At 32.9% G+C, this 23,616-nt stretch carries 22 protein-coding genes; 17 read left to right on the top strand and 5 right to left on the bottom strand.

All coding sequences use genetic code 11. From position 1 onward, the window contains the following. The first annotated feature begins 123 nt into the window (after window positions 1-123). The 6 genes from EI427_RS03020 to EI427_RS03045 all read left to right on the top strand — a co-directional run bounded on the left by EI427_RS03020 (window position 124) and on the right by EI427_RS03045 (window position 4,549). The gene (locus tag EI427_RS03020) at window positions 124-903 is read left to right on the top strand and encodes a TatD family hydrolase (protein WP_126611480.1); all 780 of its coding nucleotides are present in this window, start codon (window positions 124-126) and stop codon (window positions 901-903) included. A 15-nt stretch (window positions 904-918) separates the two neighbouring features. Next, window positions 919-2,004, top strand: a complete 1,086-nt coding sequence (locus EI427_RS03025) for an asparaginase (protein WP_126611482.1) — start codon at window positions 919-921, stop codon at window positions 2,002-2,004. Between the two features lie 256 nt (window positions 2,005-2,260). After that, window positions 2,261-3,067 (top strand): MotA/TolQ/ExbB proton channel family protein, encoded by an 807-nt coding sequence (locus tag EI427_RS03030; protein ID WP_126611484.1) that lies wholly within the window; start codon window positions 2,261-2,263, stop codon window positions 3,065-3,067. Window positions 3,068-3,124: 57 nt separating this feature from the next. Continuing rightward, on the top strand, window positions 3,125-3,472 hold the full coding sequence (locus EI427_RS03035) for a hypothetical protein (protein WP_126611486.1): 348 nt from the start codon (window positions 3,125-3,127) through the stop codon (window positions 3,470-3,472). Window positions 3,473-3,474: 2 nt separating this feature from the next. After that, window positions 3,475-4,023 carry an ExbD/TolR family protein gene (locus tag EI427_RS03040; protein ID WP_240655346.1) on the top strand — a complete coding sequence of 183 codons (549 nt, stop codon included), beginning with the start codon at window positions 3,475-3,477 and terminating at the stop codon, window positions 4,021-4,023. 58 nt (window positions 4,024-4,081) lie between these two features. Beyond that, window positions 4,082-4,549, top strand: a complete 468-nt coding sequence (locus tag EI427_RS03045; protein ID WP_126611488.1) for an ExbD/TolR family protein — start codon at window positions 4,082-4,084, stop codon at window positions 4,547-4,549. 424 nt (window positions 4,550-4,973) lie between these two features. Here the strand turns inward: EI427_RS03045 and pulA are convergent, their stop codons facing one another. Then, a complete protein-coding gene (gene pulA / locus EI427_RS03050; protein ID WP_205727893.1) occupies window positions 4,974-7,007 on the bottom strand; it encodes a type I pullulanase in 2,034 nt (677 codons plus the stop codon). A gap of 582 nt (window positions 7,008-7,589) precedes the next feature. On the opposite strand from pulA, the gene EI427_RS03055 reads away from it, so the two are divergent. The 9 genes from EI427_RS03055 (at window position 7,590) to EI427_RS03095 (ending at window position 18,200) form a co-directional block, all read left to right on the top strand. Continuing rightward, a complete protein-coding gene (locus tag EI427_RS03055) occupies window positions 7,590-8,201 on the top strand; it encodes a GNAT family N-acetyltransferase (protein WP_240655347.1) in 612 nt (203 codons plus the stop codon). A gap of 35 nt (window positions 8,202-8,236) precedes the next feature. Beyond that, window positions 8,237-9,448, top strand: coding sequence for an argininosuccinate synthase (locus EI427_RS03060; protein ID WP_126611490.1), 1,212 nt, complete (start codon window positions 8,237-8,239; stop codon window positions 9,446-9,448). Between the two features lie 104 nt (window positions 9,449-9,552). Then, window positions 9,553-10,542 (top strand): N-acetyl-gamma-glutamyl-phosphate reductase, encoded by a 990-nt coding sequence (gene argC, locus EI427_RS03065; RefSeq protein WP_126611492.1) that lies wholly within the window; start codon window positions 9,553-9,555, stop codon window positions 10,540-10,542. Between the two features lie 29 nt (window positions 10,543-10,571). Then, the gene (locus tag EI427_RS03070; protein WP_126611495.1) at window positions 10,572-11,714 is read left to right on the top strand and encodes an aspartate aminotransferase family protein; all 1,143 of its coding nucleotides are present in this window, start codon (window positions 10,572-10,574) and stop codon (window positions 11,712-11,714) included. Between the two features lie 4 nt (window positions 11,715-11,718). Continuing rightward, window positions 11,719-12,669 (top strand): N-acetylornithine carbamoyltransferase, encoded by a 951-nt coding sequence (locus EI427_RS03075; RefSeq protein WP_126611497.1) that lies wholly within the window; start codon window positions 11,719-11,721, stop codon window positions 12,667-12,669. Between the two features lie 44 nt (window positions 12,670-12,713). Beyond that, window positions 12,714-13,493 carry an acetylglutamate kinase gene (gene argB, locus EI427_RS03080; RefSeq protein ID WP_126611499.1) on the top strand — a complete coding sequence of 260 codons (780 nt, stop codon included), beginning with the start codon at window positions 12,714-12,716 and terminating at the stop codon, window positions 13,491-13,493. Window positions 13,494-13,601: 108 nt separating this feature from the next. Beyond that, window positions 13,602-14,672: a M20 family metallo-hydrolase gene (locus EI427_RS03085; RefSeq protein ID WP_126611501.1), complete on the top strand. Its 1,071-nt coding sequence runs from the start codon at window positions 13,602-13,604 to the stop codon at window positions 14,670-14,672. 45 nt (window positions 14,673-14,717) lie between these two features. Further along, entirely contained in the window at window positions 14,718-16,007 is a 1,290-nt protein-coding gene (argH, locus tag EI427_RS03090; RefSeq protein ID WP_126611503.1) for an argininosuccinate lyase, read from the top strand. Window positions 16,008-16,172: 165 nt separating this feature from the next. Continuing rightward, a complete protein-coding gene (locus tag EI427_RS03095; protein WP_126611506.1) occupies window positions 16,173-18,200 on the top strand; it encodes a TonB-dependent receptor in 2,028 nt (675 codons plus the stop codon). A gap of 60 nt (window positions 18,201-18,260) precedes the next feature. Here EI427_RS03095 and EI427_RS03100 read toward each other — a convergent pair whose 3' ends face one another. From EI427_RS03100 to EI427_RS03110, 3 genes are read right to left on the bottom strand one after another with little or no spacing between them, the layout of a single operon-like run. Beyond that, window positions 18,261-18,791 (bottom strand): AAA family ATPase, encoded by a 531-nt coding sequence (locus EI427_RS03100; RefSeq protein ID WP_126611508.1) that lies wholly within the window; start codon window positions 18,789-18,791, stop codon window positions 18,261-18,263. Beyond that, window positions 18,775-19,341 (bottom strand): nicotinamide riboside transporter PnuC, encoded by a 567-nt coding sequence (gene pnuC / locus EI427_RS03105; protein WP_126611511.1) that lies wholly within the window; start codon window positions 19,339-19,341, stop codon window positions 18,775-18,777. The genes EI427_RS03100 and pnuC overlap by 17 nt, the downstream gene beginning before the upstream one ends. Before the next feature lie 19 nt (window positions 19,342-19,360). Then, on the bottom strand, window positions 19,361-20,527 hold the full coding sequence (locus EI427_RS03110; RefSeq protein WP_155523272.1) for a hypothetical protein: 1,167 nt from the start codon (window positions 20,525-20,527) through the stop codon (window positions 19,361-19,363). 39 nt (window positions 20,528-20,566) lie between these two features. Here EI427_RS03110 and EI427_RS03115 point away from each other — a divergent pair, with 39 nt between their 5' ends. Together EI427_RS03115 and EI427_RS03120 are read left to right on the top strand one after the other, a co-directional pair. Then, on the top strand, window positions 20,567-21,571 hold the full coding sequence (locus tag EI427_RS03115) for a helix-turn-helix domain-containing protein (RefSeq protein WP_126611516.1): 1,005 nt from the start codon (window positions 20,567-20,569) through the stop codon (window positions 21,569-21,571). A gap of 2 nt (window positions 21,572-21,573) precedes the next feature. Further along, entirely contained in the window at window positions 21,574-22,536 is a 963-nt protein-coding gene (locus EI427_RS03120; protein ID WP_126611518.1) for an NAD-dependent epimerase/dehydratase family protein, read from the top strand. A gap of 92 nt (window positions 22,537-22,628) precedes the next feature. On the opposite strand, the gene EI427_RS03125 is transcribed toward EI427_RS03120, so the two are convergent. Next, window positions 22,629-23,399 (bottom strand): head GIN domain-containing protein, encoded by a 771-nt coding sequence (locus tag EI427_RS03125; RefSeq protein ID WP_126611521.1) that lies wholly within the window; start codon window positions 23,397-23,399, stop codon window positions 22,629-22,631. Window positions 23,400-23,616: the final 217 nt, after the last annotated feature.

The raw sequence follows: 23,616 nt of genomic DNA on the forward strand, positions 1-23,616 counted from the left end.
AATATTAGTTATAATTATTGATTTAGGTAATACCTGTTGAAAAAATTCGATTTGCTCTTTGTAAGCTATTTGTTTTAAGCTGTTAGATTTGCGTGTTGTTTCAAAAATTAAAAATAATAAAAAATGATAGATACACACGCCCATATATACTCAGACAAATTCAAAGAAGATATAGACAATGTTTTAGAATCAGCTTTTGATAATGGTCTAAAACATATTCTTATGCCAAATATAGATCATACATCAATAGATCGTATGCTAGAACTAGAAGAAAAATACCCTCAACAATGTCTTTCTATGATGGGGCTACATCCATGCCATGTTGGAAAAGATTTTGAAAAAGAACTTTATTTGGTAGAAGAATGGTTAAATAAAAGAAAGTTTATTGGTGTTGGTGAAATGGGATTAGACCTTTATTGGGATAAAACTTTTAAAGAACAGCAAATAGAAGCTTTTAAAATTCAAGCTGATTTAGCTAAGAAGCATCATTTACCATTAGTAATTCATGCTAGAGATGCAATGCCAGAAACATTGGATTTGTTAGAAGAATTATCTGACGATGCCCTATTTGGCGTGCTGCATTGCTTTACAGGAAGCCTAGAAGATGCGAACCGTTTATTTGATATCAATTTTAAAATAGGAATTGGAGGAGTAGCTACATTTAAAAATGGAGGCTTGGATAAGGTTATTCCCCACGTTGACCTAAAGCATATTGTTTTAGAAACAGATAGTCCTTATTTAGCTCCAAAACCTTATAGAGGTAAAAGAAATGAACCAGCCTACACAAGTTTTGTATGTGATAAAGTTGCAGATTTTAAAGGTATTAGTGGAACAGAAGTAGAAGAAATTACCGACAAGAATGCATATGACCTGTTTGATATAGAGAATTACTTAAAAAAATAGACCCATTCAATTATTATGACCAATCGAACTTACTATAAGACCGTTAATATAAATTCAACTGGTCCTAAAACTTCCGAGACTTCAATATTAATTATTTATACAGGAGGTACTATTGGTATGGATTCTCATCCTGAAAATGGTAGCTTAATTCCTTTTGATTTTGAGAAAATTATTGATGCCGTACCTGAATTAAGGGCATTTGATTTTGAATTAACAGTGATTTCACTAGACCCGTTAATAGATTCTTCTGATATAACTACAGATCATTGGGTCCAGTTAGGGAACTTAATTGAGGATTTTTACGAAGATTTTGATGGTTTTGTCATTTTGCACGGAACAGATACGATGGCTTACACTGCATCTGCATTAAGTTTTATGCTAGACGGAGTTCATAAACCAGTTATTTTAACAGGTTCACAATTGCCTATTGGAGCTAAAAGAACAGATGCAAGAGAGAATTTAATGTCCTCGCTGGAAATTGCTTCTGAAAGAGATGATAATGGTGAAATGTTAGTACAAGAAGTTTGTATCTGCTTTAATAATAAATTATTAAGAGGAAATCGGGCAAAAAAATCTCAAAACTTTAATTTCACAGCATTTCGCTCTTACAACTATCCATCTTTAGCAGAAGCAGGGATTTTCATAGAATATAAGCGAGAAACTTTTTGGAAAGACCCCATTAACTCCCCTGTTAGATCAATGAAAAAGTTTGAATCTAATGTTTTATTATTAAAGATTTTCCCAGGGATGTCGAAAGATTTTATAAATCAAATGTTAAATAATAAAAAATTAAGGGGTGTGATTTTAGAGACCTATGGATCTGGTAATGTTCCTACCTCTTCTTGGTTTATTGAGTTGTTAGAAAAAACAGTTAAAAGAGGAGTTGTAATAGTTAATATTTCGCAGTGTACAGGGGGTATGGTGATGCAAGGACACTATGCAACTAGTGCAAAACTTAATAAAATAGGTGTATTGAGTGGTAAGGATATGACCACTGAAGCAGCAGTTACTAAGCTAATGTGTTTGTTAACAAAGTATAAAGATACCGAAAGCGTTAAAAAGTTGATTGGTATACCTTTGAAGGGTGAACTTAGTGTATAATTTAACTTAATCTAACATTAAATACGTTTATTAGTGTGATTTATGCATTTATAAATATATTATCTATTTGTTTATGAGTATAATTATATATTTCTTTGCGGATCAGTAGTCGTTAAAAACTATCAAAAAAAGCATTAATTAAAAGATTAATGCTAACTTGCTCAACGATTACGGATGATAGTCAAACAAATTTATTATTACAGCATCGGGAAGTAGTTTGTTTTATTTTAAACTACAATCTGAACGTTAGAGAGTTATGAAAAGAGTATTCGCATTATTGATGTTTTTCTGTGCACTTACTTTAGGTACTGCACAGTCGTATGCGCAAGATGAAACAACTGAAGAAGCTACTGAACAAGTAGCTGAAGAGTCATCTGCAGCAGTTCAAGAAGTGTCTTCTGATGAAGTTGCACAAGTTGAAGAATTATCTTTCACTCAAGCAGTGAAACAAAAGTTTATTGAAGGTGGTTGGGAGTTCATGGGAGCTGTATTGCTTACATTGATCTTAGGTTTGGCAATTGCTATTGAACGTGTTATCACGTTAAGCCTTTCTACTACAAACACTAAAAAACTTTTATCAAAAGTTGACGAGGCTTTAACTTCAGGTGGTGCGGAAGCAGCATTAGAGGTAACTAAAGCAACTCGTGGTCCTGTAGCATCAATCTTTACACAAGGTTTGATGAGAGCATCTGAAGGTATTGAAATGGTTGAGAAATCAGTTGTTGCTTACGGTTCAGTTGAAATGGGTAAATTGGAAAAAGGTTTACCTTGGATCTCATTGTTTATTGCTATGGCACCAATGTTAGGTTTCATGGGTACGGTAATTGGTATGATTGGTGCATTCGATGCAATCGAAGCAGCAGGTGATATCTCTCCTTCATTAGTAGCAGGTGGTATTAAAGTTGCCCTTCTTACTACTGTAGCAGGTCTTATCGTAGGTGTGATTCTTCAAGTATTCTACAACTACTGTGTTTCTACAATCGATGGTATTGTTTTAGAAATGGAAGAAGCTTCTGTTTCTTTAATCGACATCCTTGTAAAAAACGAATTAGCTACTAAATAAGTAGTCTCTATTTACACAGAGTAAATAGTTATTGTAAAATTTGAAAAATTACAAGTTATGAACGGTGAAGCTATATTTACAGAATACTTGCTACCATTCACAGGTGTATTAATCATCATTGCATTAGTTGCTACAGTTATTGGTTTCCTTGTGTCTATCGCAATGGATCCTAAGGCAGCAGTTGCAGTATTGGTTACCATCGGCGTAATTGGAGTATTGTATTTTATCGGTTATTCTAGTGCTGATAGCGCAGTTACAGCTAGAGAGTTAAACGAATTTGGAGTTAATGAAGTATTATCACAAAAAATTGGTGGTGTATTGAATTTAACTTACTACTTATTCGGAATAGCACTTGTCGCTGTAGTTTTTGATATTATTTCAAGATTTGTTAAAAGCTTAGGATAATTATGATACAGAAGAAGAAAAAAGAAACACCAGAAATTAATGGTGGGGCAATGGCTGATATTGCCTTCCTTTTATTGATCTTCTTCTTGGTGGCAACAACTATTGCATCTGATAAAGGTGTAACAGTAATGTTACCTCCAAAAGCTGATGAAATTGACGTTAGGGTTAAAGAGCGTAATGTGTTTAACATTCTTGTGAATTCAAAAGACATGATGTTAGCACAAGAAGAGCAAGTTGACCTTCCTAAACTTCGTACTATGGTTAAAGAATTCGTTCTTAACAATGGTAAGAATAAAGATATGTCAGAATCTCCAGCTAAGGCAATTGTTTCATTAAAAACTGACCGTGGTACTTCTTACGAGATGTACATTTCGGTAATTGATGAATTAAAATACACTTATGCAGAAATGCGTGCAATGTATTTGAAGATTCCTTTAGAAGATTATCAAGCATTGGATAAAGAAAATCCTGATCAGAAAGAAAAGCTTAAAAGAGCTCGTAAAGCTATCCCTTACATGGTATCGGATGCTGAACCTTCTGAGATAAATTAATTGGTCTAATTAAAACGTCATCGTATAAAGGTGACGTTTACTTAAATACATTGACCTTATGGCAACGTTTAAGAAAAAAACAAAGACGAAGCAGGATATTCCTACTTCTGCATTGCCAGACATTATTTTCATGCTTCTGTTCTTTTTCATGATTTCGACGACTTTCCGTGAGTCTGAGTTATTAGTAAAGAACTCGTTACCTCAGGCATCTGAGTTAACAAAGCTTGAAAAAAAATCATTGGTTTCTTATATTTATATAGGTGAACCAACTGATACAAAAAAGTTTGGTACTGAGCCTCGTATTCAAGTGAATGACGTATTGATCGAACCTGATCAAATCGTACAACATGTGATGCAGGAAAAAGACAAATTAGGTGAAGATGGTGATAAAATTACTATGTCACTTAAAATTGATAGAGATGCTAAAATGGGTGTGATTTCAGATGTACGTCTGAAACTTAGAGATGCTAACGCATTGAAAGTGAATTACGCTTCAAACAAGAAATTACGTATTTCTGGTATGTAAGTCTCTTCAATTACCAAGAAAGGTCAAATACGAAAGTGTTTGACCTTTTTTTTATTAAATTTTTATACATACTAACCGAATTCCCCTAATCTTATATTAATAATCTCTTATCTATAGTTTATGTAACTCTAGCCTAGCAAAGACTATTGAATGAAGTTTGATGATACATACTTAAATTTTTAAAATAAGGTTGATAAGTACATGAGATTTCACAAAAACAAATAGAAGTATCCATCAAACACGTTGAGGCTTTCTTTCAGTTACTTGAACTAGAAATTCAATCCTCAGTAGAAAGTTGAAGATTACCATAAACTGCTTTTAAGTAAATAGTATTAATTAGAAATGGTTTTAGTTTCTACAAAAAAAACAGGCTCATCCTAATTAAGAATGAACCTGTTTTTATCAATAATGTAGATAAACTAACTTATTTACTTAGTACTAAAGCCGATACGCCATCAATAGTAATTGATGAAGTTGTTTTTAATCCTTTTACAGAAGCTTTATTCCCGTCAACTAATACTTTCCATTTACCTTTAGGTAAATATTTAGAAATGTTTTTAGCAGATTTATTTGCATTAAATATAACCGCAATAGATTCAGTAGAATCACCATTTGCATTTCCATTGATAATATAACCAACCATATGTTGATCTTTAAAATCAATAAATTTTAAATGCTTTTGAATCATTTCTGTAGATGTCATTCTAAAAGCAGGGTGAGCCTTTCTTAATGCAATCAAACCTTGGTAGTAGTCAAAAATATCTTTATTCTCGAATTTCCAATCCCAGTTTAATTTATTAATAGCATCTGGCTTATTATAAGAGTTATGTTCTCCACCTTTAGTTCTTAGCATCTCAGCACCAGAATGTATAAAAGGTATTCCTTGAGAAGTAAGAATAACAGCACTAGTAAGTTTATGCATTTTCTTTAACTCACTATCAGAAGCTTTAGGTTGAGAAACCTTCAACTTATCAAATAATGTATGATTATCATGACAAGATACATAACTGATTGTTTGAGAAGGAGTAGGAGCCCAAGGAGATTTAGAATAGTTGACAGCTTTATAGTCTACTTGTGGATGTTGAGTAGATGCTACAATACCAAATTTAATTGTTTCGCTTAACCCATCAGCCCCTTGTACAAAGCCAATATTATCGTCATAAAAAACACTACCTTTTAATCCGTCGCGTATATCGTCAGAGAAAGCAGCAACACCTACTAACTTCGGAGTATTTGCTTTTAATGCTCTTTTAGATTCAGGTAACGGAGAGTCACCAGCATTCCATCCTTCACCATAAATTAATATACTTGGATCAACTTCTTCTTTTAGCCTCTTAGCAAGAATATTCATTGTCTCCACATCATGAATACCCATAAGGTCAAATCTGAAACCATCTAAATGATATTCTTTTGCCCAATATAGAACCGACTCAACAATATATTTACGTACCATTGCTCTTTCCGAAGCAGTTTCATTACCACAAGCAGAAGCATTAGAATAACTTCCTTCATTGTTTTGTCTATAGTAATACCCTGGTACTTCTAAAGAAAAATTAGATTCGTCTCCAGAAAAGGTATGGTTGTATACTACGTCAAGTACTACACGTATTCCTTTTTTATGGAAAGCAGAAACCATTTCCTTAAATTCTTTAATTCTTACTCCACCATTAGATGGATCTGTTGAATAAGAGCCTTCAGGAACGTTATAGTTTTGAGGATCGTAGCCCCAGTTGTATTGTGCTTGATCTAATTTTGATTCGTCAATAGTATGGTAATCAAAAGAAGGTAATAAGTGCACATGAGTAACACCTAGTTCTTCAATATGATCTATTCCTGTCTTTAACCCCTTATCACTAACAGTTCCTGTTTCTGTTAAACCTAAGAACTTTCCTTTATTTTTTGCACCAGAATTTTCTGCTATAGTAATATCACGAACGTGAATTTCATATAAAATAGCATCTGTAAGTTCTTTTAATTCTGGACGTTGATCGTTAGCCCATCCGTTAGGATTTGTAGTGGCTAAATCAATAACTTGACCTCTCTTGCCATTTACACCAACAGCAGTAGCATAGATACCAGGAGTTTCATCAAGTTGTTTGTCTCCAACAGTTACCTGAAATGTATAGTATTTGCCAAATAAATCACCTTTAATAGAACTACTCCATGTTCCCTTTTCAGATGGTTTCATTTCAGTTACCTTATAAGGCTTTCCCGTTAAACCATTTTCATATAGGTTTATAACTACTTTGGTAGCTGTAGGCGACCATATTTTAAATGCAGTAGCTTGCTTAGAATATGTAACTCCTAAATCACCTGTAAAAGAAGGATAATTCTCATAAGTAGATGTGTCGAAATCATTATGACCATCTGCTTTTGGAGTAGAATTACATGAAGAAAAAACAATAGAAACACCTAAAAGTAAGGAGCCTATTAATTGAGTATGTTTTCTTGTTGCCATATAAACAATAGTATTAAAAATAATTTATTTCCATTAAGTTCTATACTATTCTTCTAATAAACAATAGTGTAACTCATGATTAAGATTTGGAATCGGTTGCAGAATATTTTTTAAGAAAAATATCCAATTTTAATCAGTATTTGTGTTCGTTTTTATGCTAAAAATTGTTTTGCACTACTTTTAAGATTTTGTCAAAGTGTTCAAAATTTAACACACTAAAAAGCAATGTTCAAAATTTAACACAGTGTATTTAAAATATTTCACCTCATCAATTTATTTTTTAAAAAAGTGCTAATAAAACGTTGGTTTACTTGAATTTATCATAGTTATAGCCCTACATTTGATTATCAATTTATGATAATGATAAACAAAAATACACATAGCGAACCACTGATTTTATCAGAATTTCCTGTTTTAAAGAGGGAATTTTTTGGTCGTATGTGTTCAATTGATAATCGTAAACGCCGATAATATTTCTCATTAAAAGTTGTTTTAATTTTTAAATAAAATAACAACGTACCTTTATTAAATAAGGCGTAGAAAAAATCTCACTGATTTACTTACTCCTTAAGAGTTTTAGAAATGACAGTAAAGAATTTAATTCAAGAAATGCAGCATATATCGAGTTTTTCAATTATTGAGGCAGACATTAATGAGCATAGAGAATATGCGAAGGATATCTGTTCTCAGATCGAAGAATCAGCAAAAGCCAGAGGTACTGGTATTGCAAAAAGAAGCATTGAATATATAGAAAATAAATTTGTAGAAGGTAAAGGAGTTATAGCAATTGCTGACGATGGTACTTTTGCAGGGTTTTGTTATATTGAGTCTTGGGGACATAATAAATATGTTGCTAACTCAGGTTTAATTGTGAATCCTAAATTTAGAGGAACTGGTTTAGCAAAAGCGATTAAAAAGAAAGCTTTTCAACTTTCTAGAAAGAAATATCCTGATGCAAAATTATTTGGTTTAACAACAAGTTTACCTGTAATGAGAATTAACAGTGAACTAGGGTATAGACCAGTTACATTTTCTGAATTGACAGATGATGAACAATTTTGGAAAGGTTGTCAGAGTTGTGTGAATTATGATATTCTACAACGTACTGAACGTAAGCATTGCTTATGTACAGGAATGATTTTCGATCCAAAAGATCCGAGATACAAATCAACAGTTGATACTGAAGTAGAGTAACAACAAAGAAATTAACAATACAAACAATTAGTAAGATGAGTAATAAAGTGGTTTTGGCCTTTAGTGGTGGATTAGATACAACTTATTGTGTAAAGTATCTATCAGAAGAAAGAGGGTTAGAAGTGCATACCGCTATCGTTCAGACAGGAGGTTTCTCGGACGAAGAGTTGAAAGAAATTGAGGAAAAGGCTTATAAATTAGGCGTTGCTTCTCATATTACATTAGATCAAACAGAAACATTTTACGACCAATGTGTAAAATACTTGGTATTCGGAAATGCTTTAAGATATAACACTTATCCATTATCTGTAAGTGCAGAGCGTGTATTCCAAGCTTTGGCAATTGCAGAATATGCTAAGAAAATTGATGCAGATAGTATTGCTCATGGATCTACTGGTGCTGGTAACGACCAAATCCGTTTTGATATGGCTTTTAAAATTATCTGCCCAGAGGCTGAAATTATTACACCTATTAGAGATAATCAATTATCACGTCAAGATGAAATTGATTACTTAATTGCTAAAGGTGTTGATGGTGATTGGTCTAAATCTATGTACTCTATTAATCAAGGTTTATGGGGTACATCTGTTGGAGGTAAAGAAACTTTAGGTTCTCGTAATACATTACCAGAAGAAGCTTTCCCAACGCAGGTAACTGAAACAATTCCAAAGAAACTTAGTTTAACATTCGAGAAAGGTGAACTAGTAGGTATCGATGGAAAGATTTTTGACAAGCCAGTTCAGGCAATTCAAGAATTAAACAAAATTGCTTCTCCATTTGGTATCGGAAGAGACATTCATGTGGGTGATACTATTATTGGTATTAAAGGTAGAGTTGGTTTTGAAGCTGCTGCACCTTTACTAACTATTAAGGCACACCACTTGTTAGAGAAGCATACTTTGGCAAAATGGCAATTGTATTGGAAAGAGCAATTAGGTAACTACTATGGTATGTTAACGCACGAAGGACAATGGATTGATCCTGTAATGCGTAATATCGAAAAGTTCCTAGCAGATACACAAGATCACGTAACAGGTGAAGTATTTGTAACATTACATCCTTACAGATTTGAATTAGAGGGAATCGAGTCTAAATATGATTTGATGAACAGTACATTCGGAGCTTATGGTGAAATGAACAATGCTTGGACTGGTGAAGATGCTCGTGGCTTTGCAACAATTTTAGCAAATCAAAACATGATCTTCGGTAAAGTAAAAGAAGCTGCCGAAGAGAAGGTTTCTGAATAGATATTAAACCTGATAAATTGAATTGGTAAAACTAAGGGTGTAGGAAAAGTCCTACATCCTTTTTTATAACAACAAACTCGCTAATTTTAAAAACAAACAAGATAATGAAAGTAGGAATCATCGGTGGTGCTGGTATGACTGGCGGAGAATTATTAAGAGTATTAATTAACCACCCTGAAGTTGAAATTGCATATGTTCATAGCCGTAGTCAGGTAGGAAAGGCTGTTCACAACTCACATAAAGATTTATTTGGTGAAACTGATTTAGTTTTTACTGGTGATATTGGACAAGCAGAAGTAGTTTTCTTGTGTTTAGGACATGGTGAATCTGTTAAGTTTTTAGAAGATAATACATTCCCTGCAGAGACTGTGATTATTGACCTTAGTCAAGATTTCAGGTTGGGCGAAGGAATTGTTCAAGATAGATCTATGAAAATCGGTGATCGTGAGTTTATTTACGGTTTACCAGAATTACAAAGAGAGGCAATTAAATCTGCTAAAAATATTGCTAACCCTGGTTGTTTTGCAACAGCTATTCAGATTGCATTATTACCATTAGCTGCAGCCCAAAAATTAAATAGCGAAGTACACATTAGTGCAATTACAGGTTCTACAGGAGCAGGTGTTAAGTTAATGGCTAGTACAGCTTTTACTTGGAGAACAAGTAACATTTCTCATTATAAAGCATTTAACCATCAACATCTTTTAGAAATTGGTCAGACAATGAATCAATTACAAGATGGGTTCAATCATAAGATTAATTTTATTCCTTACAGAGGAAATTTCACAAGAGGAATTTTAGCTTCTTGTTATTTAAAATCTGATTTATCTCAAGAAGAAGCCGTAAAATTATTTAAAGATTATTACGGTGATGCTGCATTTACACATGTAATAGACGGAGCACTTGATTTAAAATTGGTTGTAAATACAAATAGAGGGTTTATCAGCATTGAAAAGCATGATGATACATTATTAGTTACATCTGCAATTGATAATCTTCTAAAAGGAGCAGTTGGACAAGCAGTTCAGAACATGAACTTAATTTTTGGTCTTGACGAAAAGTTAGGATTAAACTTAAAGCCAATGGCATTCTAAATCACTTTACAGTTTAAATTAATCAGAAGATGGCAAATTTATTTGATGTATATCCTCTATTCAATATTGAACCTGTTAAAGGAGAGGATGTATGGATTTACGATAAAAATGATGAGAAATATTTAGATTTATATGGAGGTCATGCAGTGATTTCTATTGGTCATTCTCATCCTCATTATAAACAAAAATTAAGTGATCAATTAGATAACTTAGTTTTCTACTCAAACAGTATTCAAAACCCACTTCAAAAGGAGTTGGCAGAGAAGCTAGGAGAGGCATCTTGTTATCACGATTGGAATTTATTTTTATGTAACTCAGGAGCAGAAGCAAACGAGAATGCATTTAAATTAGCATCATTCTATAACAAGAGAACAAAGATTATTTCTTTTACTAAAGGTTTTCATGGTAGAACATCATTAGCTGTAGCTACTACTGATAACCCAAATATTGTAGCACCTGTAAATGCAGTGCACGATACTTTAATTCTTCCTTTTAATGATGTTGATGCTTTGAAAAAGGCATTTTCTGAAAGTGAAATCTGTGCCGTAATTATTGAAGGTATCCAAGGTATTGGAGGTATTTATGAGCCAACAGAAGAATTTATGCAAACAATAAGAACACTTTGTGATGAAACAAATGCTGTTTTTATTGCTGATGAAATTCAGTCAGGCTACGGAAGAAGCGGGCGTTTCTTTGCTCACCAATGGTACAATGTTACACCAGATGTTGTAACAATGGCTAAAGGTATGGGTAATGGTTTTCCAATTGGAGGTGTATTTATTTCTCCAAAGTTTGAAGCTTCTTACGGAATGTTAGGGACAACTTTTGGCGGTAATCATTTAGCATGTGCTGCAGGTATTGCTGTTCTTGATGTTTTAGCAAAAGAGAACTTGATTGAAAAATCAGTTACTTTGGGAGAGTGGATAGTTGACCAGCTGAAGGGAAATCCAGCAATTAAAGAAATTAGAGGTAAGGGTCTAATGTTAGGTATCGAAATGAATGAAGCAGTTGCACCAATGCGTAAGCAATTGCTTTTTGATCATAAGATTTTCACTGGTGCATCATCTAATAAAAATACAATTAGATTGCTACCCCCTTTAACATTAACACAAGAACAAGCACAACTTTTTGTAGATGCTTTTAATGCAGTTACTAAAGAATTAGCAGAATAAGATCATGGATAAATTTTTATCGGTAAACGATGTTCAAAATTTAGATGAACTCGTAAAAATAGCCTTAGAGATTAAAGCGAACCCTGTTGCTTTTGGTGACGTAGGGAAAAATAAAATGCTTGGTTTGATTTTTTTCAATCCTAGTTTAAGAACAAGATTAAGTACGCAACGTGCCGCACGCCATTTAGGAATGGATGTGATGGTAATGAATATTGATAAAGAAGGTTGGAAGATTGAAACACAAGATGGTGTTATAATGGATGGCGATAAGGCAGAGCATTTAAAAGATGCAGCAGCAGTTATCAGTCAGTATTGTGATATAATTGGTGTGCGTTCGTTCCCTAACTTACAAAATAAGGAAGACGATTATGCAGATGCAGTGATGAAAGACTTTGTGAAGTACTCTCACTCTCCAATTGTAAGTTTAGAATCTGCAACACGTCACCCGTTACAATCTTTAGCAGATTTGGTTACAATTAGAGAAAACTCTGATAAACCAAAGAAGAAAGTTGTTTTAACATGGGCACCACATCCAAGAGCATTACCTCAGGCTGTTCCAAACTCTTTTGCAGAATGGATGAATGCCGCAGATGATGTAGAATTAGTGATTACAGCACCAGAAGGGTATGATTTAGATCCTGAATTTGCAGGAGATGCAACGTTTACAAATAACCAAGACGAAGCATTGAAAGATGCAGATTTTGTATATGCTAAAAACTGGTCATCAACTACTGAATATGGTAAAGTTGTTTGCAAGGATAACTCTTGGGAAGTAACGGAAGAGAAAATGGCATTAACAAACAATGGTAAGTTTATGCACTGTCTTCCAATTCGTAGAAATGTTGTTGCTAGTGATGGAGTTTTAGATAGCGAAAACTCATTAATTATTGCAGAAGCAAACAATAGAACATTTGCTGCAGCAGCCGTTTTAAAAACAATTTTAGAGAATAAATAATTTACAAAAGGCATTCTTTTAAGAATGCCTTTGTGTTTTAAAATATGAAAATATCAGTCATTAAAGTTGGTGGAAATGTAATAAATGATGAAGCTGCTTTAGCTTCATTTTTAGACCAATTTTCTCAGCTAGAAGGAGCAAAAGTATTAGTGCATGGCGGTGGTAAATTAGCTACTGCAATGGCACAACGTTTAGGTATCGAACCAAAAATGGTTGATGGTAGACGAGTTACTGATGCAGAGACTTTAGAAGTAGTGACCATGGTATATGGCGGATTAGTAAACAAAAGAATTATTGCTCAGTTACAAGCAAAAGGTTGTAATGCAATAGGACTTACGGGAGCTGATGCTAACATCATAGAAGCGGATAAACGTACAGGATGGGAAATTGATTATGGTTTTGTTGGTGATGTTCGTAAAGCCAATGCAGCACCAATTATCAATTTTGCTGAACAGAATATTACGCCAGTAATTGCTCCTTTAACACACGATGGTAAAGGACAGTTATTTAATACAAATGCAGATACAATGGCACAAGCTGTTGCTGTAGCTTTAGGTAAAGCAGGACATGAAGTTTCTCTTCGTTACTGTTTTGAAAAGGCAGGTGTACTGTTAGATGTAAATGATGACAACTCACTTGTTCCTATTCTTAATCCATCAAAATTTGCTCAATTTAAAGAAGAGGGTATTGTTGCAGATGGTATGTTGCCAAAGTTAAAAAATGCATTTGATGCAATCGACGCTTCTGTTTCAGAGGTGTGGTTAGGAAAAGTAGAAGGAGTATTAGCAAATTCTCCTGTGGGTACTAAAATCATAGGAGCATAACTTATCTTTAAGTTGGCAATTATAGAAATGCATGTTGACGGGAAACTGATAACATGCATTTTCTTTTTTACTAAATAAGTGACTAATTTTAGGGCAAAATAAAGACGAATGAAACATCAAGAACTTACAGATAAAGCGATTGCCTTATTGAAAAGCATGATTGCTACCAAATCATTAAGTAGAGAGGAAGATGAAGTTGCTGCTATTGTAAAGCAGTTTTTTATTGATAATGGTGTAGAAGTACATCAGAATAAAAGAAACTTATGGGCTAAGAATATTCATTTTGATGAAAACAAGCCTACCTTTTTATTAAACTCACATATAGATACTGTTAAGCCAAATAAAGATTGGACAAAAGACCCTTTTAATCCTGAAGTGGAAGAAGGGAAACTATATGGTTTAGGAAGTAACGATGCTGGCGGACCTTTAGTAAGTTTAATAGCAACGTTCCTGTATTTTTATAAGCAAGAAAACTTACCTTTTAATCTTGTAGTTTGTGCTTCGGCAGAAGAAGAGGTTTCTGGAAAAGAAGGTATTGCTGATGTATGGCAACATTTACCAAAAATTGATTTTGCAATCGTTGGAGAACCGACTTTAATGCAGTTGGCTGTAGCAGAAAAAGGATTGATGGTATTGGATTGTGTAGCACACGGAGAATCTGGACATGCTGCTAGAAATGAAGGTGTAAATGCATTGTACAAAGCACTTGATGATATTAATTGGTTTAGATCATTTTCATTCTCAAAAGAATCAAAAACTTTGGGACCAGTAAAAATGTCTGTTACCGTTATTCAGTCGGGTACTCAACACAATGTAGTACCATCAGAATGTAAATATGTAGTAGATGTACGTACTACAGATGCCTATTCAAACCAAGAAACTTTAGAGATTATAAAAGAACATGTGGGGTCTACGGTTACACCTAGATCAACTCGATTAAATCCTTCTGGAGCACCTTTAGATCATCCTGTTATAAAAGCAGGTTTGGCATTAAATAAAGAAGCTTATGGTTCACCAACGTTGTCAGATCAAGCATTAATGCCTGTTCCTAGTTTAAAATTAGGACCGGGTAATTCGGCTAGATCACATACAGCGAATGAATATATTGGTTTGGATGAGATAGCAAACGGTATAAATGATTACATTCGTATATTGGAAGATGCAGCTAAATTAATGTAGTGGAATCAGTCCTTTAAAAGAAGAAAATAATAATAGAATATAGATATGAAACTTTGGCAAAAATCATCGTATACAGTCAATGAAAAAGTTGATAAATTTACGGTAGGAAAAGATAGAGACTTAGATATTTTACTTGCTCCTTATGATGTAAAAGGATCAATGGCTCATGCTACAATGTTGGCAGAAGTTGGGTTATTGACTGTAGAAGATAAGGATACTTTGCTTAAAGGTCTTCAAGAAATTTATGAAGAAATTGAGAAAGGTGAGTTTGTAATTGAAGATGGAGTGGAGGATGTTCACTCACAAGTAGAAATGCTATTAACACAACGTTATGGTGATGTTGGAAAGCGTCTACACTCAGGTCGTTCTAGAAACGATCAAGTGCTCTTAGATCTAAAATTATATTTGCGTGATGCTATAAAAAATGTAGCAGACAACACAAAATCACTTTTTGATACATTAATTGAGAAATCTGAGGAGTTTAAAGACTACTTGATGCCGGGTTATACGCACATGCAAGTAGCCATGCCTTCTTCTTTTGGTTTATGGTTAGGTGCTTATGCAGAATCATTAGTAGATGATATGGTAATGCTCAAAGCTGCATACGATATTACAGATAGAAACCCTCTAGGTTCTGCTGCTGGTTATGGCTCATCTTTCCCATTAAATAGAACACGTACTACAGAGTTAATGGATTTCCAATCTATGGCTGTTAATGTTGTATATGCACAAATGGGACGTGGTAAAACAGAATATCATGTAGCCAATGCAATGGCTTCTGTAGCGGCAACAGTAGCTAAACTATCTATGGATGGTTGTTTGTATGCTGGTGGCAACTTTGGGTTCCTTAAATTTCCTAATGAGTTTACAACTGGTTCTAGTATTATGCCACATAAAAAGAACCCTGATGTATTGGAATTAACAAGAGCACGTTGTAACCAAATTACTTCTTTACCAACACAAATTATGTCGGTATTAAGTAATTTACCTGTAGGCTACCACAGAGATTTGCAACAAATTAAAGAGATGCTTTTACCTGCATTCGAAATGTTAAACGATTGTCTTGAAATGACAAAGTTGATGTTCGAAAAAATGGAACCAACAAAAGAGCTTTTACAAGCACCTATATATGATTACTTATTCTCTGTAGAAGAAGTAAATAAACTAGTTCTAAAAGGAGTTCCATTTAGAGAAGCTTATGTAATTGTAGGTGAAGGAATTGAAAAAGGCGATTACAATCCTGAACGGTCTGTAAATCATACCCATGAAGGGAGTGTTGGAAATTTAGGTAATGATATTATTAAAGCTAGAATGGAAGATATCTATTCTTTCTAGATAGATTTAGACTATCTATTTAAAGGCAGAATAGTAATTTTAAACATACTATTCTGTCTTTTTTTTGTGTGCTTTTATAAAATTACATCATTATTTGAAGTCATTAAGATAGAAGTACATTAACTTATTTTAAGTTTGTAGCTTATCTAACTTTTTAATTGTCTAATGAAATTTATTCAAATACAACTACTCACTCTTTTAGTGTTTCTATCTTCATCTGTCTATAGTCAAGAGACTAAAGAACAAAAAAGTATGTTTGATGAAGATAGCGTAACGGCTTTAAGTGAAATCGTTATTTCATCTTCATTTTTAGCAACACAATACACACCAGTTACTTATGAAGATTTATTGGTGAGTGATATCTCTTTTAAAAACGTAGGTCAAGAGCCATCGTTTTTATTAAGTGAAAGTCCATCCATGACAGTCTATTCTGATGCAGGAGGAATGCAAGGTTACTCTTATTTTAGATTAAGAGGAATTGATCAATCTCGTATTAATATGACATTAGATGGAGTACCATTAAATGAACCAGAAGATCAAGGTTTTTACTTTGCAAACTTTGGTGACTTTCTTAACTCTGTAAGTGCAATTCAGATTCAGAGAGGAGTTGGTACAACCAAAAATGGTACAGCTAGTTATGCAGGTAGTTTACAATTTGCATCAGTTAATTTACATGATCCAAAATATGCAAAAGTAGAAGCTGGGTATGGTTCATTCAACTCTTATCGAGTAGCTGCAGAGTATAATTCTGGGGTTAAAAATGATAAAGCAATCTATGCTAGAATCTCTACTCTAGGTTCTGATAATTATAAATACAATGCAGATAACCAATCTACGTCTGGTTTTGTAAGTGCAGGTTTATTTAAAGAAAACTACGATTTAAGGTTTACTACTTTTGTAGGAAACCAACAAAATGGTTTAGCATGGGCAGGAGTAAGTCAAGAACAAATTGATATTGATCCTAGAACAAATGCCAATATCAATGAAAGGGATAATTTTACACAGTCTTTTTCTCAATTAAGCCATAAATGGTCATTAGGAGAAAGATCTACATTAAACACTAGCATATTTTATAGCTTTGTAGATGGTAATTATGATTACAATCCAGTGTTTTATGATTCTGATCCAGATACGCTAGATAATTATGCATTACGTTCAAACTTTGGTGGTTTCTTTACAAATTATACGTATGAAACAGAGAAGTTAAAATGGACAACAGGAGTATTAGCAGATTGGTATGCTAGAGACCATAATGGAACAAACAACTATGATCCATCTCTTTTCTATAAAAATACAGGGTATAAGAACGAAGCAAGTATTTTTACTAAAGCAATGTATAACATTGGTAAGTTCTATTTATTTGCCGATTTACAATACAGATATGCCTCATTTGATTATGAAGGAGATGTAGCTTTTGATAAATTAGAATGGAATTTCTTCAACCCAAAAGGTGGTGTAACTTATAAAGCTTCAGACTTTACATCTCTCTACTATACAATTGGTAGAACAGGACGAGAGCCTACAAGAACAGATATGTTTGGAGGAGTGGATAACTTATTATCCGATAGTAATGGCGCTCCTGCAATAGGAAGTACAGATCCAGAATATGTGGTTGATCAAGAATTAGGTGTTCGTTTTAATAAGAAACAGTGGAATGTAGAATTAAATGGTTTCTACATGAACTTTGAAAACGAATACATTCTACAAGGACCGTTAGGACCAAATGGATTGCCAATTACAGGTAACGTGGAAAGTAGTTTTAGAACTGGTGTAGAGTTAGATGCAAAATACTCAATTCACCCTAATTGGGATTTAAGAAATACTACATCGTACAACTATACACAAGTAGAAGATCAGGATATCAAGTTCCATCATATATTAACGCCAGAATGGATAGTTAACCAAGATATTGTGTATCATCAAGGTAAGTTTGAAGTAGGAACTACTCTGCGTTACCAGAGTGAGTCTTACATAGACAATGCCAACGAAAATACAATTGATGGCTATTTTACTATTAATGCACGTGTATCTTATATCATTAATAAAAATATTCAGGTATCTGTTTTGGGTAATAACTTAACAAATGCATCGTATTACAATTATGGATATGTAGATACTTGGGATAATAATACAAATAAATATTTAGTAACAGCACCTGTTAATTTCTATGGAAATATTGCAGTGACGTTCTAAATCAAAATGTTCTTTATAAAGAAAGACTGTTTGTTAGCAATAGCAAGCAGTCTTTTTTGTTTACTGGGGACAATACTTCTCAATTAACGCAATAGCTGAAAAGAACCTTTCTTCTTCATTACCTTGAATAAGATGATATCCTCCATAGATTTCTGTCAATTCTTTTTTATAGAGATTGATAAAATAGGCTCTTTGTTCTGGTTTAGGGTGTTCTCTTTGTTCATCAAATTGCCAAGGGATATCAATATCAGTAAGCAATACTAAATCAAATTTTTGATTTGTAAGATTATCTAAAATCCATTTGTCGCATTTTTGAAAACTGTTTTCAGACCAGACTTTTAATACCTCTAAACCTGTGTCACAAAACAAAAATGTATTGGCTATTAAAGTTGCTTTTTCTTGAAAATCAGATTGTTTCTGCGCTATTATTTTTAGATCACTATAGACGTATTTTCTATCTACCTGATCTAAATATTCTCTTGCATACTCTTTAATCCACTGTGTATCGTACTTATCTGCAAGTGCTTTACATAAAGTACTTTTCCCTGTAGATTCAGGCCCCGTAATTAATATTTTATAAACTTTTTGCATAGCTGTATTCTTTATTCCATTTAAATAATCCCCAAGCAGCAAGTAGCGTGTACACTAGGAATAACCCCGCAGTTAGTTTAAAACCTTTTGTATAATAGAGATAAATTGAAACGGCATCAATAATTATCCAATAAGCCCAATTAGAAACAATTTTTCTAGCGACCATAAAAGTTGCCATTATACTAAAGATAGTCGTAAAAGAATCTAAGTACGGAAGTGAAGCATCTGTATTTTTTTCAAGAGAATAACCCAATATAAATACTAAAATTGAGGCTAAACCAATAGCAATTAAATGCTTATTGAAAGATAGTTCGGAAAGAGGTAACTCGTGATTATTTTTACCATACTTCCACTGCCAAAAGCCAAAAATATTCATACAGAAATAGAATACTTGTAAGCCTGTTTCTGCATATAATTTTGCATCAATGCATAAGTACATATACAAAGACACAGATATTACAGCAGCAGCCCAACACCAAATATTTTCTTTTATTGCTAATACAGTGTACATCACACTAAAGATGACAGCAATTATCTCAATCCAACTCATACTATAAAAGTAATTATTATTATACCCATTGTTGTAAGAAACTCTTTAAATCAACTTCATCGTTTAATGAATGTAATATTTTAGTGTAATTTTCTTGTTTACTCTTTTCTTGAGCAGCCAAATGACGTCCTTCTCTATCAATACCACTTCCAGATTTACCTGTAAAAAGAGTATAAATATATTGTTCCATGGGGCCTCCAATTAGTTCGTCTTTTTCTATATCTAGTTCTTCTAATTGCTTTTCTAGCATTGTTTTTAATTTTTCAGATTCATCTTCTTTAAAACTGATAGCAGAATCATCAAAATTTTGACCATAGATTTCTAGTAACGTAAAGATATCTTTTTTCTCTTTTGCCGTTGTTACTTCACTCATTAATGCTGTACGGTGTATTTTTTCTTCTTCGTTTTGGGTTAAATCTGGATGAAGTTTTTTAGCCAATTGTTTGTATAAGCTATTTACTGAAGTACCACTAATGGAAGTAGAAGAAGCATTTTTATCATGTCCTTTTTCTTTCGCTTCGTGTTCATCAAAAGCTTGTTTCTGATAGTGTTCTTGTTGTTTTAATAGCACTATTGGACTAATTACCTTATCATATAAAGCATCAACTTTGGCAGGGTTGTCAATCATCTGATTCCATTCTTCTGCCGAGAAGTAATTTTCTATATCAGTAAGTTTAGATTTAAACTTTAGCTGTTCAATTATTTCAAGTTTACGTTCTTCTCTTTGTTTTTTTCGACTCTTCTTCTTTGTTTTTTTCTCTTGAGCCATTGTATAATTTGGTATCAAATCTCTAAATCCGAGTGTATCTAAAAAAGGAGATTGAACACCTTCTACCATAAAATGATTTAATATTAATTGGTAGACTTCATGTTGCTTGGTAGTCATCTTGGCACCTTTGCCAAGAAAGATTAAGCGTTCTAATAATGCATATAATTCTTTAAAACGAGAGAGTTGAGGTGCTTCTAAGTACTTTCCATAAGCAACTTTCATCCTCTTTAATTCTTCTATAATTCTTTTATTCCTATTCTTTTTTTTATGAACGGCAGCCCATAATGAAGTAAGGTGATCTTGAATGTTTTTTGGATTCTTTTTAGGTTTCCCTTTCTGAATTTTCTGGAATAAAATTACTTTCTCGTCTTTCATCAAATTGTTATTTATATTTGCAATAGTAAGAATTATTCCCATGTTTTTTATACATCTGTTTTAAGTACTACTAAATATTTTATGAAATTAGACGAAGAAAAAATTGTAAATGTTGACCATACATTAAATATACCTTTCCCAAAACAATTAGCAGAATTTTTAAAAGTAGATTACGATGGTAATAGATTGTTTGGTAATTCTGAATATGGTGTCGTAGACTATACATTTTATACCCAGTTTGAAGGACTTAAAATTATAATACACGACTGTGAAGTTAAAAAAGAGCTAGGTGTAAGACATTTACCCCGTGAGGATAGCGATTTTATTTATGTAATGATGCTCCGAGAGGGAGATATTACTCATATTTATGAGTCGGATGAGAACATACAATTATTTGGACCTGGTAGAAAAAGAGGTATTATTATTTCTAACCTTAAAAGACCAATAATTAATTATGGTATGGACAAAATGAACTCTCAATGGGTTACATTTTTAATTAAAAAGTCTTTGCTATTTAGTCTTTTAGAAGATCAATATTCTGATTTAAAGGCTCTTTTTGACAATGAAGATCCTTGGGTATTTTTTGAGCCCTTTAATTATTCAATTATTACGGCTTTAGATAAAATGTTCTCCATTCCTTCTACTGCAGTCTCTAAAAAATCAGTTATTTATGGACAGACAATGTCTATTTTGGGTGATATTTTTGAACTTTTTGCACATAGAAGAGTAGAAGATGTAAAGATGCTAAGTCTCTTAGATACTGAGAGAATGTTTGCGGTAAAATCATTTATCACAAAAGACTTATCTATTACACCAAGTTTAGAAGAAATCTGTAAAGAATTTGGTATTAGTAGATCTAAATTAATAAGAGATTTTAAAGCAGAATTCGGTAAGCCAGTCTATCAATTTTTTAATAATATCCGTATGGATGAAGCAAGGAATATGCTTGTAAATAAGAACATGTCTGTTACAGAAGTATCTCAGGAGTTGGGTTTTAAAGGCCTTTCAAAATTCTCAGATGCCTTTAAAAAGCATTATGGCATGTCACCTAAAGTAATGATTGCAGCAAGTAAGAAAGTAGATTAATTATGATTGCACTAACAGGTGCCACTGGGCATGTTGGCTATGTTCTCCATAAATTTTTATTAAAAGAGAATATGCCGCATAAAGTATTAGTGCGCAAACAAACAGATAGACTACAGAAGGTAGATCAGATAGTAGGAGATTTAGGGAATATAAAAGCATTGCAAGACGTAGTACATTCAGCAACTACGGTTATTCATAGTGCTGGAATTGTTTATCCTAGATATGGACAGAATAAGGATGTTTTAAAAGTGAATTATCATCAATCAAAATTATTATTTGATGAAGCGAAAAAAGCAGGGGTAAAGCATTTTATTTTTATTAGTTCAATCCATAGTATGGAAGTTCCTAATCAGTCCAGTATTTTTGATGAAACAGCAAAATTAGTAGTTGATGAAAACAAAAGCTACGATTTTTCTAAGGCTGAAATGGAACGCTATCTGTCTGAACAAAAAGATATTAAAATTACGATTCTAAATCCTACGTCTATTATTGGTGGAGGAGATTTGTACTTCAACGGTTTTAATCAACTTTTTAAACTTTTACATTCCTATAGACTTCCAATGTTAACATCTGGAGGGTTTGATATTATTGACGTAAAAGATATCGCAAAATGTTGTATCATTGCAGCCCGTAAAGAGGTAGAAGGTAAATTTATATTGGGTAATACTTATTATTCTATTCCAGAGATTGCCAAACTATACGGTACAATAGCACATAAAATGGTGTCGCCTATAAAGTTACCAACATTCGGGATGAGTATGTTAGCTAAAGCGACAGATATTGTGGATAACTTTCTGAAAAATCCACTCCCAACAAATAGTTATGCAATGGATACTCTTTTAGAGTCCGAAAATCCAATTTCTCATCAAAAAGCTGTTGATAAACTAGAGTACTTACCAACACCAATTCAAGAAAGTTTACAAGATGTGTACAATTGGATTGAAAATGGAGAATTTGAATTATAAAAAAAGCTATCACCATTTTATTGATAATAGCTTATTAAAAACTTAATTAGTAGACTTTTATAAGTGTGCTGATCAAGTCGATTACCTTTTTTCTAATTGGCAGATTCTACTCTACCAGAACCAGAGATAGAGGTATTAATTTCTGGAGTTCCTTTATAAAAAACACTTCCACTTCCAGCAATGCCAACATCAAGTTTTGTAATACAAGTAATCGATGTATTTCCAGATCCTGATATTGTAACATTAGCATTTTCAGTTGTTAAATTAAAGCCTTCAAGATTACCCGACCCAGATTTTTGATCGATTATACTAACTGTAGATCCTGATAATTCAATACTTCCTGATCCCGATAGCATTGTTGTAATTGAACTTGTTTGTATTTCTGATAACACAATTTTACCAGAACCACTTGTAGCAATATTAATTACACGTGATACAGTTTCTAAATCTTTCCCTTCAATATTTCCACTTCCAGACAAAGCAATTGATAAGTTTTCCGATTTTGGATTTTCAAATTTAATAGTTCCAGACCCAGATACATTTGCTACATTTAAAAGAGGGGTTGTAATGTATACATTAAGAGTATAGTTACTCATACTTTTTGATAAATCAATTTCCATTACATTATTTCTAACATTTGTAGTTAAGTTATCAAGCACATTTTGTTGTGCTTCTACTCGAACAGATTGTTGTTCTCCATAGACAATTTCAACATTACCAGCTACTTTTAATTCTACACCTTCAAATGAATCTGTTGTAATTTCTTGTCCTTCAATCGGTCCTTTTGCTTCTTCGCTACAACCAAAGAATAACATACTTAGTACAAATAATAGAAGTGTTTTAATTTGTAGTTTAATAATCATGATTAATAAAAATTTAGTTTGATTTCTGTATCTTCAACAGATTAGTTTAGATAACTTCAAAGTTTAAGTTTTTTTATAAAAAAACACCTTTTCCGAAAATTTTTTTTTCTAAAAAGGTGATTTATTACTTACTGTATTAGATTTAAATTATTTTAAACCTTCTTCATTCGCTTTTTTAGCGAGTTGTAGTTTTTCTTAAACTCCTCTTTTTCAAATT

This window comes from Flammeovirga pectinis (assembly GCF_003970675.1).
Taxonomy (GTDB): domain Bacteria; phylum Bacteroidota; class Bacteroidia; order Cytophagales; family Flammeovirgaceae; genus Flammeovirga; species Flammeovirga pectinis.

Coding starts and splice junctions, on each gene's coding strand:
- EI427_RS03040 (WP_240655346.1), top strand. CDS start 3,475: ATGATACAGAAGAAGAAAAAAGAAACACCAGAAATTAATGGTGGGGCA.
- pulA (WP_205727893.1), bottom strand. CDS start 7,007: ATGGCAACAAGAAAACATACTCAATTAATAGGCTCCTTACTTTTAGGT.
- EI427_RS03030 (WP_126611484.1), top strand. CDS start 2,261: ATGAAAAGAGTATTCGCATTATTGATGTTTTTCTGTGCACTTACTTTA.
- EI427_RS03025 (WP_126611482.1), top strand. CDS start 919: ATGACCAATCGAACTTACTATAAGACCGTTAATATAAATTCAACTGGT.
- EI427_RS03055 (WP_240655347.1), top strand. CDS start 7,590: ATGACAGTAAAGAATTTAATTCAAGAAATGCAGCATATATCGAGTTTT.
- EI427_RS03045 (WP_126611488.1), top strand. CDS start 4,082: ATGGCAACGTTTAAGAAAAAAACAAAGACGAAGCAGGATATTCCTACT.
- pnuC (WP_126611511.1), bottom strand. CDS start 19,341: ATGAGTTGGATTGAGATAATTGCTGTCATCTTTAGTGTGATGTACACT.
- argC (WP_126611492.1), top strand. CDS start 9,553: ATGAAAGTAGGAATCATCGGTGGTGCTGGTATGACTGGCGGAGAATTA.
- EI427_RS03075 (WP_126611497.1), top strand. CDS start 11,719: ATGGATAAATTTTTATCGGTAAACGATGTTCAAAATTTAGATGAACTC.
- EI427_RS03125 (WP_126611521.1), bottom strand. CDS start 23,399: ATGATTATTAAACTACAAATTAAAACACTTCTATTATTTGTACTAAGT.
- EI427_RS03120 (WP_126611518.1), top strand. CDS start 21,574: ATGATTGCACTAACAGGTGCCACTGGGCATGTTGGCTATGTTCTCCAT.
- EI427_RS03035 (WP_126611486.1), top strand. CDS start 3,125: ATGAACGGTGAAGCTATATTTACAGAATACTTGCTACCATTCACAGGT.
- EI427_RS03095 (WP_126611506.1), top strand. CDS start 16,173: ATGAAATTTATTCAAATACAACTACTCACTCTTTTAGTGTTTCTATCT.
- argB (WP_126611499.1), top strand. CDS start 12,714: ATGAAAATATCAGTCATTAAAGTTGGTGGAAATGTAATAAATGATGAA.
- EI427_RS03070 (WP_126611495.1), top strand. CDS start 10,572: ATGGCAAATTTATTTGATGTATATCCTCTATTCAATATTGAACCTGTT.
- EI427_RS03110 (WP_155523272.1), bottom strand. CDS start 20,527: ATGGGAATAATTCTTACTATTGCAAATATAAATAACAATTTGATGAAA.
- EI427_RS03060 (WP_126611490.1), top strand. CDS start 8,237: ATGAGTAATAAAGTGGTTTTGGCCTTTAGTGGTGGATTAGATACAACT.
- argH (WP_126611503.1), top strand. CDS start 14,718: ATGAAACTTTGGCAAAAATCATCGTATACAGTCAATGAAAAAGTTGAT.
- EI427_RS03085 (WP_126611501.1), top strand. CDS start 13,602: ATGAAACATCAAGAACTTACAGATAAAGCGATTGCCTTATTGAAAAGC.
- EI427_RS03115 (WP_126611516.1), top strand. CDS start 20,567: ATGAAATTAGACGAAGAAAAAATTGTAAATGTTGACCATACATTAAAT.
- EI427_RS03020 (WP_126611480.1), top strand. CDS start 124: ATGATAGATACACACGCCCATATATACTCAGACAAATTCAAAGAAGAT.
- EI427_RS03100 (WP_126611508.1), bottom strand. CDS start 18,791: ATGCAAAAAGTTTATAAAATATTAATTACGGGGCCTGAATCTACAGGG.